The following is a 15676-nucleotide window of genomic DNA, read 5'->3' as shown; positions in this document are numbered from 1 at the left end:
CTCCCTAGTGCTTTTCCAGCCATGCGCCGTAGAAGCTTGGCCGGCCTACCGCCTCGAAACTGACGCCCTTCAGGTACGGTGCACCGGCAAACACCTGCGGCTCTTCAAAAATCGGAATGACGTACGCCTGATCCAGCAGGTAACGCTGGGCATCGCCGGCGATTTGCAGGCGTTTTGCCGCATCGACTTCGGCAGCAATGCCAAGTAGCAATGCGTTCAGCCGATCGTCGCTGAAACGGCTGTGCTTGCCGCTGCCGCCCTGTTGCAGCAGGCCGTCGCGGTTGCTGGGATAAAACTGGCTCTTGATCACGTCCGGATCGGCGCGGCCCACCTCAATCACCGCCAGCGGCGTTTTTTGCGGGTCAAGGTTGTCCGCCACTTTGCTACCGGCGTCGCCGGCCAGAATATTCAGACTGGCGCCAACGTTGCGCCACTGCTGCGAAACCAGCTGCAGCACCGCTTTGTTCTGCGGCTGCGGCAAGGATTCGTACACCGTCAGTCGCAGCTTTTTGCCGTCTTTTTCGCGCAGGCCATCGGCGCCCTTTTGCCAGCCGGCCTGATCCAGCAGCCGGTTGGCCAGCGCCGGATCGAAATTAAGCCGATCGGACAGATCGACAAAACCGGCAGCGGACGAGGCTACCACCGAGCGGGCCTGCGGGTAGTTGGGCGAAAATAGCGTCTCGACGATCTGTTTGGCGTCAGTGGCATGCAGCAGCGCCTGGCGTACCCGCAGGTCGCTGACCAACGGGTTATCCGGACGGAAGGCCAGACTGTCGTTGACGCCGCGCGTTGGGGCGGCGTAAATGATAAAACCGCGATCGCGGGTGGGCTTTTCGTCGTAGGCCTGGATCTGGCGAATAAAATCCGCCTGTCCGGCCTGTAGCGCGCCGATACGAACGCTGTCCTCAGCGGTGACAATCACTTTGATGCCATCCAGATTGGCGCGCCCCTGCTGCGCCAGTGTGACCGGTCCCCAGCGATAATCCTTGCGCACGCTAAGGTTCACTTCCCGCCCCAGCTTCTCATCGCTGACCACAAAGGGGCCGGAACCGATAATATTGCGGGCGTCGCCCAGTTGGTCATAGCTGCGCGCCAGCGTGCTGAGCGCCACCAGGCCGGAGCCGATGGTGGCGGTGCCCTGCAGAAAGCCCGGCGACGGCCGTTTGAAATAGAACTTCACCGTCAGTGGGTCGATCACTTCGCTGTGGTCATAGTTGTTGATCACTTCCGACACCGGCAGCTTTTGCCGTTTGTTACCCAAGCCATAGGTGTCGAAATTTCTGGCGACCGCGTTAGCGTCCAGCGGCGTACCGTCGGAAAAACTGACGCCGGGACGCAATTTGAAGGTGTATTCGGTTTTATCGGCGTTACTGCTCCAGGATTGCGCGATCCAGGGTTCGATCTCCAGCGTTTGCGGGTTCTGATAGGTCAGTTTGTCGGTGATTTGATTGAGGATACCGCCGTTAGGATAAAAACCGCCGGAAGGCGGATAAAGCGTGGTATGCGCCTGCTGTTCCAGGTAAATCAGGGTGCCGCCCTGCACCGCCGCCCAGGCTGGGCTGGCGCTGAGCGTCACCCCCAAAGCCACCGCCATTCCACTGGTTAAGCTATTGAAAGAAAAATTAAACATGCTCGCCACGCCCTTATATATTTCTGGAAGTTATGGGTTAGATAACAAACCAAATCGACAGGGAATTGAACGAACAAATCCGGCAATGCTTTGTTAGAAAATGCACAAGGTGACCGGCCAAAACAGCCTCGGTGACAATCAAGTCTCAGAGGGGTGGCCGGCAGGGATTAAAAGACGAGAGTGACGGGTCCTCAAAGTGTGAGATTCAGCATGGTTTAAAACTCGCACGCAGCAACCTGTCACCAAGTTGATAAAAGTCAAACTAGATTTCAATAGAAAGTTATTTAATCTTCATATGAAACTCGTGGGAGTGAATTATGATTTTTAATATTCAGCGTTATTCCACCCATGACGGCCCTGGCATCCGCACGGTGGTGTTTATGAAAGGCTGCTCGCTGGGCTGCCGCTGGTGTCAAAACCCGGAAAGCCGCGCCCACGAAGCGGAGCTGCTGTATGACGCCCGTCTGTGTCTTGCTGGCTGCGATCTCTGCCAACAGGCGGCGCCGGAGGTTATCGTGCGGACTCTGGAGGGGCTGGTGATCCAGCGTGAAAAACTCGCCCCCGCGCAGCTGAACGCGCTGACCGACTGCTGCCCCACTCAGGCTCTGACCGTCTGCGGTGAAATGAAAAGCGCCGATGAAATCATGGCTACCGTCCTGCGCGATAAACCCTTTTATGACCGCAGTGGCGGCGGTATGACACTCTCCGGTGGCGAACCGTTTATGAACCCGGATCTGACACTGCGCTTGCTAAAAGCCAGCCGCCAACATGCTATTCACACTGCCGTAGAAACCTGTCTGCACGTGCCGTGGAAATACATCGAACCGGCACTGCCGTGGATCGATCTGTTCCTTGCCGATCTGAAGCACGTTGATGCGGCGAAATTCCTGCACTGGACCGAGGGCTCCGCCAAGCGCGTACTGGATAATCTGCGGCGCGTTGCCGACGCAGGAAAACAGATCACCCTGCGCGTCCCGCTGATCCCCGGTTTTAACGCCGACCGGGAATCAATTGAAGCGATCGTCGATTTTGCCGCCAATGTGCTGCACGTTCGCGACATTCATTTTTTGCCCTACCACACGCTCGGTATGAACAAGTACACCCTGCTTGGCCTGCCCTATCTCGCTCCTGATAAACCGCTTGACGATCCGGCTCTGCTGGCGCTCGCCCAACGCATCGCGGGTGATAAAGGGCTGATCGCGACCCTACGAGGATAATACAATGACAACTTTACAGCTCGACACCCTGACGGACCGCATCAAGGCGCATAAAAACGCGCTGGTACATATCGTTAAACCGCCGGTCTGCACCGAGCGAGCGCAGCATTACACCAGCGCTTATCAGCAGAATATGGACAAGCCGATGCCACTTCGTCGCGCGCTGGCGCTGGCGCATCACCTGGCGCAGCGCACTATCTGGATCAAGCACGACGAGTTGATTGTCGGCAACCAGGCCAGTGAAGTCCGCGCCGCCCCCATTTTCCCGGAATACACCGTCAGTTGGATTGAAAAGGAAATAGACGATCTGGCCGACAGGCCCGGTGCCGGCTTTGCCGTCAGCGAAGAGAACAAGCGCGTGCTGCACCAGATTTGCCCATGGTGGCGGGGGCAGACGGTACAGGACAAATGCTATGGCATGTTCACCGACGAACAAAAGGCGCTGCTGGCCACCGGCATTATTAAAGCCGAAGGCAATATGACCTCCGGCGACGCGCATCTGGCGGTTAACTTCGCGCTACTGCTGGAACAAGGCCTCGACGGCCTGCGTGAAAAAGTGACCGAACGTCGCACGCGCATCAATCTGACGGTGTTGGACGATCTGCATGGCGACCAATTTCTCAAAGGGATTGATATCGTTCTGCAAGCGGTCAGCCAGCATATCCAGCGTTTTGCCACGCTGGCCCGCAGCATGGCGACGCAAGAAAGCCGTGCCAAGCGCCGCGACGAACTGCTGGCGATCGCCGAAAACTGCGACATTATCGCGCACCAGCCGCCGAACACCTTCTGGCAGGCGCTGCAGCTGTGCTACTTCATCCAGTTGATACTGCAAATTGAGTCCAACGGGCATTCGGTCTCCTTTGGCCGCATGGATCAGTATCTCTACCCGTACTATCGCCGCGACGTGGAACTTGAGCATGCCCTTGAGCGTGAGCAGGCCATCGAGCTGCTGCACAGCTGCTGGCTGAAGCTGCTAGAGGTCAATAAAATTCGCTCTGGCTCCCACTCAAAGGCCTCGGCCGGCAGCCCGTTGTATCAGAACGTCACCATCGGCGGCCAGAAGCTGGTCAACGACCAGGCTATCGATGCGGTCAACCCGCTTTCTTACGCTATTCTCGAGTCCTGCGGTCGGCTGCGCTCCACTCAACCCAATCTGAGCGTGCGCTATCACGCCGGCATCAGTAACGACTTCCTCGACGCCTGCGTGCAGGTGATCCGCTGCGGTTTTGGCATGCCGGCGTTCAATAACGACGAAATCGTTATCCCGGAATTTATCAAACTGGGCATCGAGAAGCAGGATGCTTACGACTATGCCGCTATTGGCTGCATCGAAACCGCGGTCGGTGGTAAATGGGGCTACCGCTGTACCGGTATGAGCTTTATCAACTTCGCCCGGGTGATGCTGGCTGCGATGGAGGGGGGGCGCGACGCCACCAGTGGCGAGGTATTCCTGCCGCAGGAGAAGGCGCTTTCCAGAGGCAACTTCGTTAATTTTGACCAGGTTCTCACGGCCTGGGATAACCAGATCCGCTACTACACCCGCAAATCAATCGAAATTGAGTATGTGGTCGACACCATGCTCGAAGAAAACGTGCATGACATCCTCTGTTCCGCGCTGGTGGACGACTGCATTGAGCGTGCGAAGAGCATCAAACAGGGCGGCGCCAAGTACGACTGGGTATCGGGCTTGCAGGTCGGCATCGCCAACCTCGGCAACAGCCTGGCAGCGGTGAAAAAACTGGTCTTCGAGCAGGGCGCGATTGGACAGCAGCAGTTGGCAACCGCACTGGCGCAAGATTTCGACGGACTGAGCCACGAGCAACTGCGCCAGCGTCTGATTAACGGCGCGCCAAAATACGGCAATGACGAAGACAGCGTTGACGCCCTGCTGGTTCGCGCCTACCAGACGTATATCGATGAGTTAAAGCAGTACCACAATCCGCGTTATGGGCGCGGCCCGATCGGCGGCAATTATTACGCAGGCACCTCTTCCATTTCCGCCAACGTGCCGTTTGGCGCCGCCACCATGGCCACGCCGGATGGACGCAAGGCGCATACGCCGCTGGCGGAAGGTGCAAGCCCGGCGTCAGGCACCGACCATCTCGGCCCCACCGCCGTGATTGGCTCGGTGGGCAAACTGCAAACGGGATCTATTCTTGGCGGGGTATTGCTGAATCAGAAACTGAATCCGGCGACGCTGGATAACCACAGCGATCGCCAGAAGTTGATGGCGCTGCTGCGCACCTTCTTTGAGGTACATAAAGGCTGGCATATTCAATATAACATCGTCTCGCGTGATACTCTGCTGGACGCGAAGCAACACCCGGACCAGTATCGTGACCTGGTGGTGCGCGTGGCGGGCTACTCGGCGTTCTTTACCGCGCTGTCACCAGACGCCCAGGACGATATCATCGCCCGTACCGAACATATGCTGTAAGCGTTTTCTCTCTCGCCCGGCCCCCTGCCGACATGCAAGCGGGGCTGGAACCGCGGGATGGCTTGGCAGGCGGATTATTTTGTTATAATGTATCAAAAAAACCGAGGGACAGACGATGAAACCACAGCTAAGCGCATTGCTGTTAACCCTGCTGGCCGGTAAGGCGATGGCCTTTCAGGCGCAGGTTGCCGCGCCGCAGCCGGCGCAAACCAACTCGGCTGAAAACGCCTTTGAAGGCCGGTTTTACGGTTTTCACGCCATGGATATGCAAGCGGTCAGCATGGGCAGCTGTAGCACACAGCCGGTTGCCGGCTGTCAATGCGGCTTCTGCACCCTGCTACGCCATGCCGGGTCGGCTAAATAACCCCATCGCGGCTGTTCAGACAAGATGATACTGCACCACCAGTTGGCCTTTCTTCATTTTTACCGCCGTAATCTGCACCTGCCCCAGCTCCGCCAACGAAGCCACATGGGTGCCGCCGCAGCCATAGGCCGGCAATTCGCCAAACCCCACCTTACGCATGCCATTTTCCGCCTGCTGCACGCGCGGCAGATCCCGCGCAATCAACTGCGCCAGTTCGGCTTGCAGCCACGCCGGTTCCACGGTTTTTGCACCGCTACCGGGTGCAAAGGTGATACGCCCCTCTCCCGGCCAATGGTGAGCCTTGACCGGTTGCCACCCCTGCCGCTCCCCCAGCCCGCCAATCAGATGACCGGCGGAATGCCAGCGCGCATGCAACGCGCGCTGCGCTGGGTCGATAGTCAGCGTGACCGGCCCCAACGGTAGCGGCCGGTCGATCACATGCAGCACCTGCTCATCCTGTTGCTGCAATCGCAACAGCGGCACGCCGTTCAGCCAGCCGCTGTCCGACGGTTGCCCTCCGCCCTGCGGGTGGAACAGGGTCGCATCCAGCACCACGGCGTAATTGCCGTCATCCAGCGCGTTACAGGCCAGCAGTTGCGCGGTCAACTGCAGATCATCACTGTAGTAATAGCGTCGTTCGGTCATTGGTTTCTCCTTCTTCACGATACCGCTATTATATTCATGTCATAATTAACTGATAATCCGTCGTCAACTGAATGGACTTTTGCGCTGTGATCACAAATCAAACCTCACCGCTGCTGGCCGAAATGGCAGTGTTTGCTCAGGTGGTGGAAAGCGGCAGTTTTTCCGCCGCCGCCCGCCGACTGGGCGCCACGCCGTCGGCCATCAGCCGCAGCGTCAGCAAACTGGAACAGGCGTTGAACCTGCGTTTGCTGCATCGCACCACCCGCAAACTGCGCCTCAGCGAACAGGGCGAGGCGGTTTTTCAACATTGCCAGCAGATGCTGGCGGCCGCCAATGCCGCCATGACGGTCTGCGGGCAAGGCAGCGCAGAACCGGAAGGTCTGGTCAGCGTCAGCGTGCCGAAGGCGGTTGGCCACTTTGTGCTGCACCCACACATGCCGGAATTTCTGCGACGTTATCCGCAGGTCGACGTGCGTCTGCGACTGGAAGACCGCTATATGGATTTGATTGACGACCGGGTCGACCTGGCACTGCGCATTACCGATCGACCCTCGCCGGGCCTGATTGGCCGCCAGTTGATGACCGTCGATCACCTGCTGTGCGCCACGCCGCATTATCTGGCACAGCACGGCACGCCGCAGCAACCACAGGATCTGGCGCAGCACAGCTGTATTTACCTGGGAGAAACGCCGAACGACGCCCGCTGGAAGTTCCGCCGCGCCGGTAAAACGGTAACGGTCAAGGTGGGCGGCCGCTATGCCGCCAATCACACCGGGGTGCGACTGGACGCAGTGCGCCAGCATATCGGCATTGGCAGCCTGCCGTACTTTACCGCACGACAGGCGCTGGCCAAGGGCGAGGTGGTTCAGGTGCTGGCGGATTGGGATTTTCTTAGCAGTTATCAGGGGGGCTTGTGGCTACTGTACGCGCCGACCCAGCAGCTGCCGGCAAAATTGCGGGTGTTTATCGATTATATCGTCAGCTGCCTGGCAGCGGAGCCGCAGCTTAAAGCGCCTTGCGCAAAGTGATGTTGATGCGGTGCGGCCCCACCAGCGAGTGGTAGCCCTCTTTTACCGGCATAATGCCATGAAAACACAGCCGCGACGGACCGCCCCACACCACCACGTCGCCATGCGCCAACGGAATACGCCGGGTTTTATCGCTGCGCTGCAAGCCGCCGAACTGGAATACCGCCGGTAGCCCCAACGACACCGAGACGATGGGCGAACCAAAATCATGCTCGTCCTTATCCTGGTGCAATGACAGTTTGCTGCCGGGATCGTAACGGTTCATCAGACAGGAATCCGGCACGTAATGGCCAAAACCGGCCTGCAACGCGGCTTCGTCGGCCAGCGCCATCAGGATATCAGGGATCGGCGGCCAGCGTTTGCCGCTGCGCGAGTCGCGCGCGGAATAACGATAGCCACGGCTGTCACTGGTCCAGCCGTTGCCGCACCAGCTCATGGCCACCGACATGGTATAGCCGCCGGGGGTGGTCATGTGCCGCCATGGCACCTGTGCCACCACGCTCTGCACCGCCGCCAGCAGTTCGGGGCCGTGGTCACGGACAAACCCATGCAGCACTACCGCGCCGGGCGCAATCTCTTCACGCCACGGTGGCGGCAGCGCATCTTCAAAAAGATCGAGCGTCATTGCCAAACACCTGTTTATATATCCAGTGCTTATTTTAGCGCTAAAAATACCGTTGTCCAGTCTCGAACACACCAGGTAAAAAAATCACATATCAATTTGAATTATAAGTGAATAAACGTAGTTACAGCGTCACCATCAAGCAAGAATTGTCCGCTAAATCGTCGCCCCGCCGGACAATGCGCCGTCAGCGTCGTCAGCAATTCCAGCTCCAGCGTTTGCGCCTGCCAGTCAACCGCCACCGTACGCGCATCAAGAAAATCAAAGTAACGCTGCACCTGCGGATACAGCGCCTTAAACAGGCTTTCCTTGGCGGAGAACACCAGCGTCAGCAAATGAGGAAAGGCTACCGGCTGGCGTTGTAGCCAGGCATGCTCTTGCGTCGAGACTATCGCTTGCCACAGTTGCGCTGCGCGCTGTTGCGACATCAGCGTTTCGACATCTAGCCCGACGCCGCCAAGACCATGTTCCCGCTGTACCGCACACAGCACCGTGTCAACATTGTGGCTTAGCGCACCGGCGATGCCCGACGGCCAGACCGGGGCACGATGGTCACCGGTAGTGACGATAACGCCGTGATGATCCAACTGCGCCAATGCCTGCCGTGCCAGACAGCGTCCGGCCAGATACTCCGCCCGCCGCTTGGCCACTGCCGCAGACAGATGCGCCGGAAACGGCACCGCAAAGTGGGAAAACAGGGAGTCGTGGTACTCGGCCACGCTGAAACGGCCGCGGATCGCGTGGCCGGGGTAATCGCTGAAGTTCAGCCATTGAATATCGTTAAGGAAACAGGCAGACACGTAGAAACCAGATGAACGGGCAATGCCCCCAGTGTAATGCCCCCGTCCCGCTGGGGAAAGGGGCAGGCAGCGTTACAACATCTCTTGCATGGTTTTCTTGAAGTCGCTCCAGGCGCAATAACCCTGTTTATCGATAGGGCAGCCTTCCAGTGCCAGCGTCACGCGCTGCGGCGGGTGCTCCAGCGTCAGTTTGTCGGCGTTACGCAGCTGTTCGGTGGATTGATAGACGTACTCGATTTTCAGCAAATCCCGATCCTGTTTGGCATCATGCCAACGCTGGAACACCAGTTTACCGCCGATTGGCGTTTTCTCATATTGGTTCGGTAACTGATACGGCTTGAACTTCATCGCCGACAGCAGTGAAGCAATGTTGGAATCGTGGCCGACCAATACGGTCAATTTCGGCGAATGGGCTTTATCGGTGCCATTCAGCGCCGAATCAATGTAAGTCAGCAGCGGTTTGGCGACGTTCTGTGCCACTACCGATGAGGTGAACAGCGAATCCTGATAACCGTCTTTCAGCTGTGCCAGCTGGCGCCACTGCTCAGGCGTGGTCACTTTACCCCACGCCACCTGCGTCAGCGGGAAACCTTCGTAATATTGCAGCATAAAGGCATCAACCAGCGAATTGCCCACCTTTAACGGCCCCGCTACCCCCGGCTCCTTGCCCGGCACCGCGCTCATCTTGCTCGCTTCGGCGGTCAAATCGCACTGGCGGTCGGTTTTGCAAGCATTAGAATCCTGATAATCGATAATGCTCGCCAACTGACGATAGGCGGCGTCCAACTGCAATGAGTCCAGTTTGGCGTTCATCGCTTTTAGCGCCTGCTGGTTAAACTTTTCACTGTTATCGGTGATGATCGGGTTAAAGGTCGGGTCCATTTCGCCCATTTTCGCCTGATGATGCACCGCCACGTCACAGCCGGGGAACGCACCGTTGGTAAAGAACTGCGCGGTCGCTACCGTGCGTTGCAGGCTGTTGGCATAAACGTATACGCTGTCTTGCGCCGGGCAGCCCTCCGCTGGCAGCAGGCCGGTTTGCTTGAGCCAGGCGTTAAAATAATGGCCCATATACACTTCCAGCACCCCGCCCTTGGTGGTCAGCAGGCCTCCGGGCGTATCCCACGCTGGCCAGGCCTGCGGCGTGGCGTTCGCCAGTACGCTGCCGTTGTTGGCCAACGGTGCGCGCAGGTTGTGGCGGCTCATCACCAATACCTGTTCCAGTTGATAGCCTTCTGTCTCGGCCAGCGCCGAGGCGCTGAACAGCATCGGCAAGCACAGCAGTAACGTTTTTCTTTTCATCCCGCCTGTCCCTATTATGTGTATTTTTAGTGAGTTAGCTTGAACTGGCTATCATGGCGGGGTTGCGCGAGCAAATGTGTGATGCAACTCACGGGCAGACAAACCCGCCCACGCCGAGAGAAGCGCGACGGGCGCTGCGCGACAGCAACTGACCGGCGATCATTGCGGCAGCCGCACGCCGATCGCTGCCGCCCTATCCGCCAAAGAGCCAATAAATCTGCAAAAAACTCAAGCAATTGCGCATTCTGTAAGCAAACAGTCACAGAATGCGTAATCGCCCTTTGACATGCTCCCGGCAGGTCGTTATGATTCCGGCCGTTCACACGATTCCTCTGTAGTTCAGTCGGTAGAACGGCGGACTGTTAATCCGTATGTCACTGGTTCGAGTCCAGTCAGAGGAGCCATATTTATGTTTTCATGCATCTTCACGAATCTTTATACGATTTAGATTCAACAAGTTAGCGTGAAAAGTCTCCCCGATGCATTTTCTTTCCCCCCTCCGCATCGGGCAAGATTGATAGTCTGATTTGGGGTCATTTCAGTTCGATTATGGAGTGGCCACCCTATGTCTCTGAACGACACTAAAATCCGCAGCTTAAAACCATCCGCTAAACCTTCCAAAGTTTCCGATTCTCATGGCCTGTACCTGTTGGTCAATCTATCTAACGTTTTCATGTCAAGGTCCCTCAGCGCCCTTGGTGTTTACCTTAAATAAAAAACTCATCATCAAGTCTTGTTAAAGAGTAAGCTCTCTTTTGTTGCCACCGGCTCCAGTCCGCCTAAAGCGAAATGACTACCCGTGCTTCGGTCGCTGTACATGGCAGCCTGGCAGGCTTGTCAGCTCTGAAGCAGTACTTATGCCAGGGACGGGCGACGACCAAAAATCATCGTTAAATATATCGCTGATTTGTTTACGCTGAAAATGACCATTTTGCGATAACAAAAGTCAATTCCTCGACATAAAGACAAATTAACAATGGGTAATCTAGTCGCATTCTCATTAAGAGTGTGACACATGTTAATAATCAGAAGGCTAACCATTGTCTTAATTCCGTTGTTATCTGCCGGTTGCGCTGTGGGACCAGATCGGCCTCCCCTCACGACTTTACCCATAACATCAACTCTGTCTGACAATTCCCCCACACCTGATCAGTGGTGGGCTTTGTATCAGGATCCTGCGTTAAATCATGCCGTCGGGGAAGCATTGCGCAATAATCGCGATCTTCGTGTCGCAGCAGCCAACCTTCTCGCAGTCCGTGCGCTTCAACGCGAAACCGATGCGCAAAAACTGCCCGACACAAGCTTAACTGCCGACGGGGGATATGGCAGTTCGCTGGACGATCAGATTGAAGCGGCGTTAGGCCAGAGCGACAATATCCGTACCGGCAGCCGCTATAGCGCAGGCATGAGCCTGCAGTGGGAGCTCGACCTGTTTGGCCGCCTGCGCTCACAGTCCAGCGCGGCACAGGCACACGCCGAATCTGTTCAGGCCGAAGAAGACGGCGTCCGGGTGTGGGTTGCCGCCGAAACAACCCGGGCCTGGCTCAGCGCTTGTAGCTATGGTCAACGGATCGGTATTGCTCAACAGACTTTGGCGCTGGTTGTGCAAGAGCAGCAGATTACCGAAGCGCTGCATAAATCCGGGGCCGGTGCCATGCCGGGTGTGGTTCGAGCTCAGGGTTTGGTCTACCAGACCCGCACCGAACTGCCAGTGTTGAAAGCCAAACGACAGCGTGTACTCGCTGAACTCGCGGTTTTAATGGGCCGTCTACCTTCCAGTCCTCCCGAACAAGCGCTTGTCTGCCAAAAACCGCCAACGCTGGCGTACCGCGGGTTGCCGGACAGCGAAGGTTTAGCCCTGTTACGCCGTCGCCCCGATGTGCGCGAGGCACAACAACAGCTTACCGCCGCAACGGCCAACATCCGCGTGGCGACCGCCGATCTCTATCCGCAGATTTCACTGGGGGCCAGCATGCTCAGCTCCGCTCACCAGCCTGAAGATTGGGGAAAGGAAGGTGCCACGGTCTGGAGCATCGGACCGCTGATCTCATGGTCCTTCCCTAACATCACTGCGGCCCGGGCGCGTATCGCTCAGGCCGGAGCCAAAGAGAGTGCGGCACTCGCGCATTTTGACGGCACGATTTTGACGGCGCTGAAAGAGGTACAGGTGAGCCTGACAGGCTATGACTCTGCCCTGCAGCAACAAAAACTCCTTCAACAGGCTGCCGAAAACAGTCGACACGCGCTGAGGCTATCGACGCTTGCCTATCAGGACGGTGCGACAACCGCTCTCGACTATCTCGACAGTCAACGTAACGACGTCGCCGTTCAGAGTGAGTTGGCGCGCGCAAATACGCGGCTTATTGATGCTCAGGTGACTTTATTTAAAGCCCTGGGTGGCGGGTGGCAGCAGGCTCCCTCGGTGGTGATCCCGGCACCTCAGCGGTCAAAAATCGTTTCCAGCATTTTATTTCCTCCTGTTTTTAAAAGAGAATCATAGTAATGACCGAAAATACTTCGTCTGCTAAACAGCCAGTTTTTGCTGTCCGACGTGCAAAACCCCGGCCCCGCACGCTGGCCGGCATCCTGTTGTTCACCCTGTTGATACTGGCCTGGGGAATTTACTGGTGGACCACCGGCCGCTGGATGATCGAGACCGATGATGCCTATGCACGCGCCGACATTGTCACGCTGGCGCCCCGCATTAACGGCTATTTAGTTGCGGTGGCGGTTCAGGACAATCAACCGGTGAAAGCCGGTCAGCTACTGGCCCGAATCGATCCCCGTGATTTTCAGGCCAAAGTTGAACTTGCCGAAGCCGCCGTCGCGGCGGCGGTTGCCGAAAATGACGTGAAACAGGCCCGTATCGCCAATCTGGCCGCCCGCCAACAACAGCAGATAAGTCTGATTGCAGAAGCGCAAGCCGCCGTCCGCGCCGCCGCTGCAGAATCAAATCGCGCGGCACTGGAGGACCGGCGCCAGCATCGCCTGGCCCGGCAAAACATCAGTAGCGCCCAGCAGGTAGAATCGTCTGACGCGGATGCCCGTAAAACCGTCGCACAACTGGCGCAGGCCCAGGCGCGGCTCGCCAGTCAGCAGCAGGCGCTGTCCGTACTCGCCAGCAGCCAACAGGCTACCGAGGCCGAGCGGGACAAGGCGAAAGCCATGCTGACGCAAGCGCAGGCCATACTGACGATCGCACGCATTAATCTGGCGAGCACCCGGATTGTCAGTCCGATCAACGGCACTGTGGGCGAGCATGCGTTGCGGGCTGGCCAATATGCCGAAACGGGTTCCCCGCTGCTTTCCGTGGTTCCCGGTAATACTTACGTGGTTGCCAACTTTAAGGAAACGCAATTCGGTATCCCGGCGGGTCACAGCGGACCAGCGGAAGACATGTACGATGCCGTGAATGCGGGATGGATGGACCTCGGCGTCGAAGGAACGGAGCACATAGCCGGAACCACGCCGGCACGCGACGTCTTCGCCGCGGCTCAAAAAGCGATGAAGGTATAATCCATGATAATAAACGAGGGTCACGTTCGACTCCCGTGCTCCGTATATGCAACAGCTATCCCTTCTGGTTTACACCCGTAAGCCAGATATCAACTGCTTCTGGCAAGCCTGAGGACACTCCGGAGCTTAAGTCGGGTGATAATTCGAAGGTGGTTGACCGGTAACGCGGCGGCACATGGTAGAGAAGGATTAACCATTGTCATATCCCAGTAACAACGCCACTTCTTTAACGGACGTTCCTGTTATCAGCAATGCCAGCGCGCTTGATCTCTTCCCTTTGTTCAGTACCTTTTGGTCAATCCAGGCGGTTCACGTCTCAGGCATCTCAAATATCGTATCAATGGTTAAGAATCTTGCCTCGGCTTAGGTGCCTGTCCCGAGGTATCTTTAGCCGACGCTCATCAGCCGCGTGACAATATCCATAAATTGCTGACGCAGAATATCAACCTAGCACAACATCAATCGACTGAACGAACCACGTCCTCACCAGAAAAAACCTTCACGTCTGGGCACTGAGTTGGCATAAAAGCAACAGAACATAGTCACAGACCACTCCGTCCGTCTACCTGCTATTTATTCTGATTTTTGCGTTATTCTTAAGTATTTATATCTTTGTTTTATTTATTACTTAACCTTTAATTTTAATTTATGTTGTTTTTATCAAATAATTAACTGAACATATTAATATTTTCCCCTCGTGTGCCATTTCTTTTTTGGTTTTACTGATAATCTTATAACTAACAAATGGTTACATGATTTCTTTGTTGTTTTATTTTTGTTTATTTTTGTTTTTTTGATTGTTACACGATATTCATCACTTTTTAGCCAGTGCCGCTCCCCTATTCTTCAGTAAGCAACGGGGGGAGGTGAATATGTTTATGGACGAGAGAAGGAGTAATGTTCTCAATTTTCTGGATAAACATAATAGTGCAACGGTCAAACATCTGGCTCAGTATTTCAGCGTAACGAAAGAAACAATACGCAGCGATCTGCGAATACTGGCTCAGCAGGGGTATATTCAGCGCTGTCATGGCGGAGCCATGATTATACGTAAAAGCCTGCAATCAAAACTAATTTCCGAAACCGACAATGACTTTGAAGTTTTGTTGAAACATATCCGGAAGGGGAAGTATGAGAAAGGTTCAGTGGGCAATATGAAAAATAAAGTCTGTATTCTCGGTTCTTTTAACGTTGATATCGTGGCTAAAGTGGCGCGGTTCCCTAAAGGGGGCGAGTCGCTGATGGCGCTGGGCAGCTCCCTCGGGCCGGGCGGTAAGGGCGCAAACCAGGCACAGGCAGCAAGCCGTGCCGGGGCGAAAGTGCATTTTGTTTCTAAAGTAGGGAAAGATCAGTTCAGTCAGTTTGCCCTGGACCATCTCTCTTCCTCTGATATTTATTCCTTTAAACTTTATCAGTCTGAAGAAGAACCAACGGGCAGCGCAATTATTTATGTTTCACAGGAAAATGGCGAAAATATGATCGCCATCTACTCCGGTGCAAATAAAAACATTAGTGAAAAAGAAATTGCTGAACTGAAAGAAGAGTTGGAAGACGCTAGCGTGCTGCTGCTGCAACTTGAGAATAACTTCTCCGCCACGCTGAATGCCATGAAACTGGCAAAAGCGCTGGGGGTAAAGGTCATTATGAACCCCGCTCCTTATTCCGCCGATATTATCCCGGCGCTGGAATATATGGATGTTATTACCCCGAATGAAACAGAAGCCTCACTGCTTTCCGGCATTGAGGTGACTAATCTGGAGAGCGCCCGTCGTGCCGCCACCGCCATCGCTGAACTGGGGGCGCGCTGCATCATCATCACGATGGGGTCCCGTGGCGCGCTGCTGTATGAGAACCAGCAGTTCCAACATATTCCCGCTTTCCCTGCCATCAGCATTGATACCACTGGCGCGGGTGATGCCTTTAACGGGGCGTTGGCTGCTTCCATTGCTGACGGTCAGTCGCTGGTACAGGCAGCAACCTTTGCCTCTGCCTTTGCTTCGCTGGCCGTTGAACGTGAAGGCGCATCGAACATGCCGGAGCGCAAGCAGGCGCTTAACCGACTGAAAAGCAAAATTTAATCGTTTTCTGGCCGCCCTGTGGCCGCAAGGAGAAAAA

Annotated in this window: 12 protein-coding genes, 1 tRNA gene and 3 pseudogenes; 10 read left to right on the top strand and 6 right to left on the bottom strand. The window is 56.0% G+C overall.

What is annotated here, in order from left to right; genetic code table 11:
• Positions 1-4: 4 nt before the first annotated feature.
• Entirely contained in the window at positions 5-1594 is a 1590-nt protein-coding gene (locus ACCC84_RS07970) for a TIGR04028 family ABC transporter substrate-binding protein (RefSeq protein WP_004961068.1), read from the bottom strand.
• A 353-nt stretch (positions 1595-1947) separates the two neighbouring features.
• Between ACCC84_RS07970 and ACCC84_RS07965 the strand changes: the two genes are divergently transcribed.
• The 3 genes from ACCC84_RS07965 to ACCC84_RS07955 all read left to right on the top strand — a co-directional run bounded on the left by ACCC84_RS07965 (position 1948) and on the right by ACCC84_RS07955 (position 5648).
• The gene (locus ACCC84_RS07965; RefSeq protein ID WP_198772995.1) at positions 1948-2847 is read left to right on the top strand and encodes a glycyl-radical enzyme activating protein; all 900 of its coding nucleotides are present in this window, start codon (positions 1948-1950) and stop codon (positions 2845-2847) included.
• A 4-nt stretch (positions 2848-2851) separates the two neighbouring features.
• Entirely contained in the window at positions 2852-5284 is a 2433-nt protein-coding gene (locus ACCC84_RS07960) for a formate C-acetyltransferase/glycerol dehydratase family glycyl radical enzyme (protein ID WP_004961066.1), read from the top strand.
• Positions 5285-5399: 115 nt separating this feature from the next.
• Positions 5400-5648 (top strand): hypothetical protein, encoded by a 249-nt coding sequence (locus ACCC84_RS07955; protein WP_198772997.1) that lies wholly within the window; start codon positions 5400-5402, stop codon positions 5646-5648.
• Between the two features lie 15 nt (positions 5649-5663).
• On the opposite strand, the gene ACCC84_RS07950 is transcribed toward ACCC84_RS07955, so the two are convergent.
• Positions 5664-6293, bottom strand: coding sequence for an alanyl-tRNA editing protein (locus tag ACCC84_RS07950; protein ID WP_004961064.1), 630 nt, complete (start codon positions 6291-6293; stop codon positions 5664-5666).
• Between the two features lie 71 nt (positions 6294-6364).
• Here ACCC84_RS07950 and ACCC84_RS07945 point away from each other — a divergent pair, with 71 nt between their 5' ends.
• Positions 6365-7321 carry a LysR family transcriptional regulator gene (locus tag ACCC84_RS07945; protein ID WP_198772998.1) on the top strand — a complete coding sequence of 319 codons (957 nt, stop codon included), beginning with the start codon at positions 6365-6367 and terminating at the stop codon, positions 7319-7321.
• Here the strand turns inward: ACCC84_RS07945 and alkB are convergent.
• From alkB to agp, 3 genes are all read right to left on the bottom strand, one after another.
• Entirely contained in the window at positions 7299-7946 is a 648-nt protein-coding gene (gene alkB, locus ACCC84_RS07940; protein ID WP_004961060.1) for a DNA oxidative demethylase AlkB, read from the bottom strand. The genes ACCC84_RS07945 and alkB overlap by 23 nt on opposite strands.
• Before the next feature lie 101 nt (positions 7947-8047).
• Positions 8048-8743, bottom strand: a complete 696-nt coding sequence (locus tag ACCC84_RS07935; RefSeq protein ID WP_371901724.1) for a 4'-phosphopantetheinyl transferase family protein — start codon at positions 8741-8743, stop codon at positions 8048-8050.
• A gap of 72 nt (positions 8744-8815) precedes the next feature.
• The gene (gene agp / locus ACCC84_RS07930) at positions 8816-10045 is read right to left on the bottom strand and encodes a bifunctional glucose-1-phosphatase/inositol phosphatase (RefSeq protein WP_004961056.1); all 1230 of its coding nucleotides are present in this window, start codon (positions 10043-10045) and stop codon (positions 8816-8818) included.
• 328 nt (positions 10046-10373) lie between these two features.
• Here agp and ACCC84_RS07925 point away from each other — a divergent pair.
• The 4 genes and pseudogenes from ACCC84_RS07925 to ACCC84_RS07910 all read left to right on the top strand — a co-directional run bounded on the left by ACCC84_RS07925 (position 10374) and on the right by ACCC84_RS07910 (position 13561).
• Positions 10374-10449, top strand: a tRNA-Asn gene (locus ACCC84_RS07925).
• Positions 10450-10610: 161 nt separating this feature from the next.
• Positions 10611-10703, top strand: a pseudogene (locus ACCC84_RS07920) (Arm DNA-binding domain-containing protein); the annotation flags it as partial.
• Positions 10704-11060: 357 nt separating this feature from the next.
• Positions 11061-12545: an efflux transporter outer membrane subunit gene (locus ACCC84_RS07915; RefSeq protein WP_198772999.1), complete on the top strand. Its 1485-nt coding sequence runs from the start codon at positions 11061-11063 to the stop codon at positions 12543-12545.
• 2 nt (positions 12546-12547) lie between these two features.
• Positions 12548-13561: an HlyD family secretion protein gene (locus ACCC84_RS07910; RefSeq protein ID WP_371901723.1), complete on the top strand. Its 1014-nt coding sequence runs from the start codon at positions 12548-12550 to the stop codon at positions 13559-13561.
• Between the two features lie 192 nt (positions 13562-13753).
• Here ACCC84_RS07910 and ACCC84_RS07905 read toward each other — a convergent pair.
• Positions 13754-13825, bottom strand: a pseudogene (locus ACCC84_RS07905) (hypothetical protein); the annotation flags it as partial.
• A gap of 21 nt (positions 13826-13846) precedes the next feature.
• Between ACCC84_RS07905 and ACCC84_RS07900 the strand changes: the two are divergent.
• Together ACCC84_RS07900 and rbsK are read left to right on the top strand one after the other, a co-directional pair.
• Positions 13847-14100: pseudogene (locus ACCC84_RS07900) on the top strand (Arm DNA-binding domain-containing protein); the annotation flags it as partial.
• 333 nt (positions 14101-14433) lie between these two features.
• Positions 14434-15639: a ribokinase gene (gene rbsK / locus ACCC84_RS07895; protein ID WP_004961041.1), complete on the top strand. Its 1206-nt coding sequence runs from the start codon at positions 14434-14436 to the stop codon at positions 15637-15639.
• The last annotated feature ends 37 nt before the right edge of the window (positions 15640-15676 follow it).

Source organism: Serratia odorifera (genome assembly GCF_041448735.1).
Taxonomy (GTDB): Bacteria; Pseudomonadota; Gammaproteobacteria; order Enterobacterales; family Enterobacteriaceae; genus Serratia_F; species Serratia_F odorifera.
This window is presented reverse-complemented; position numbering and strand designations above follow the sequence as displayed.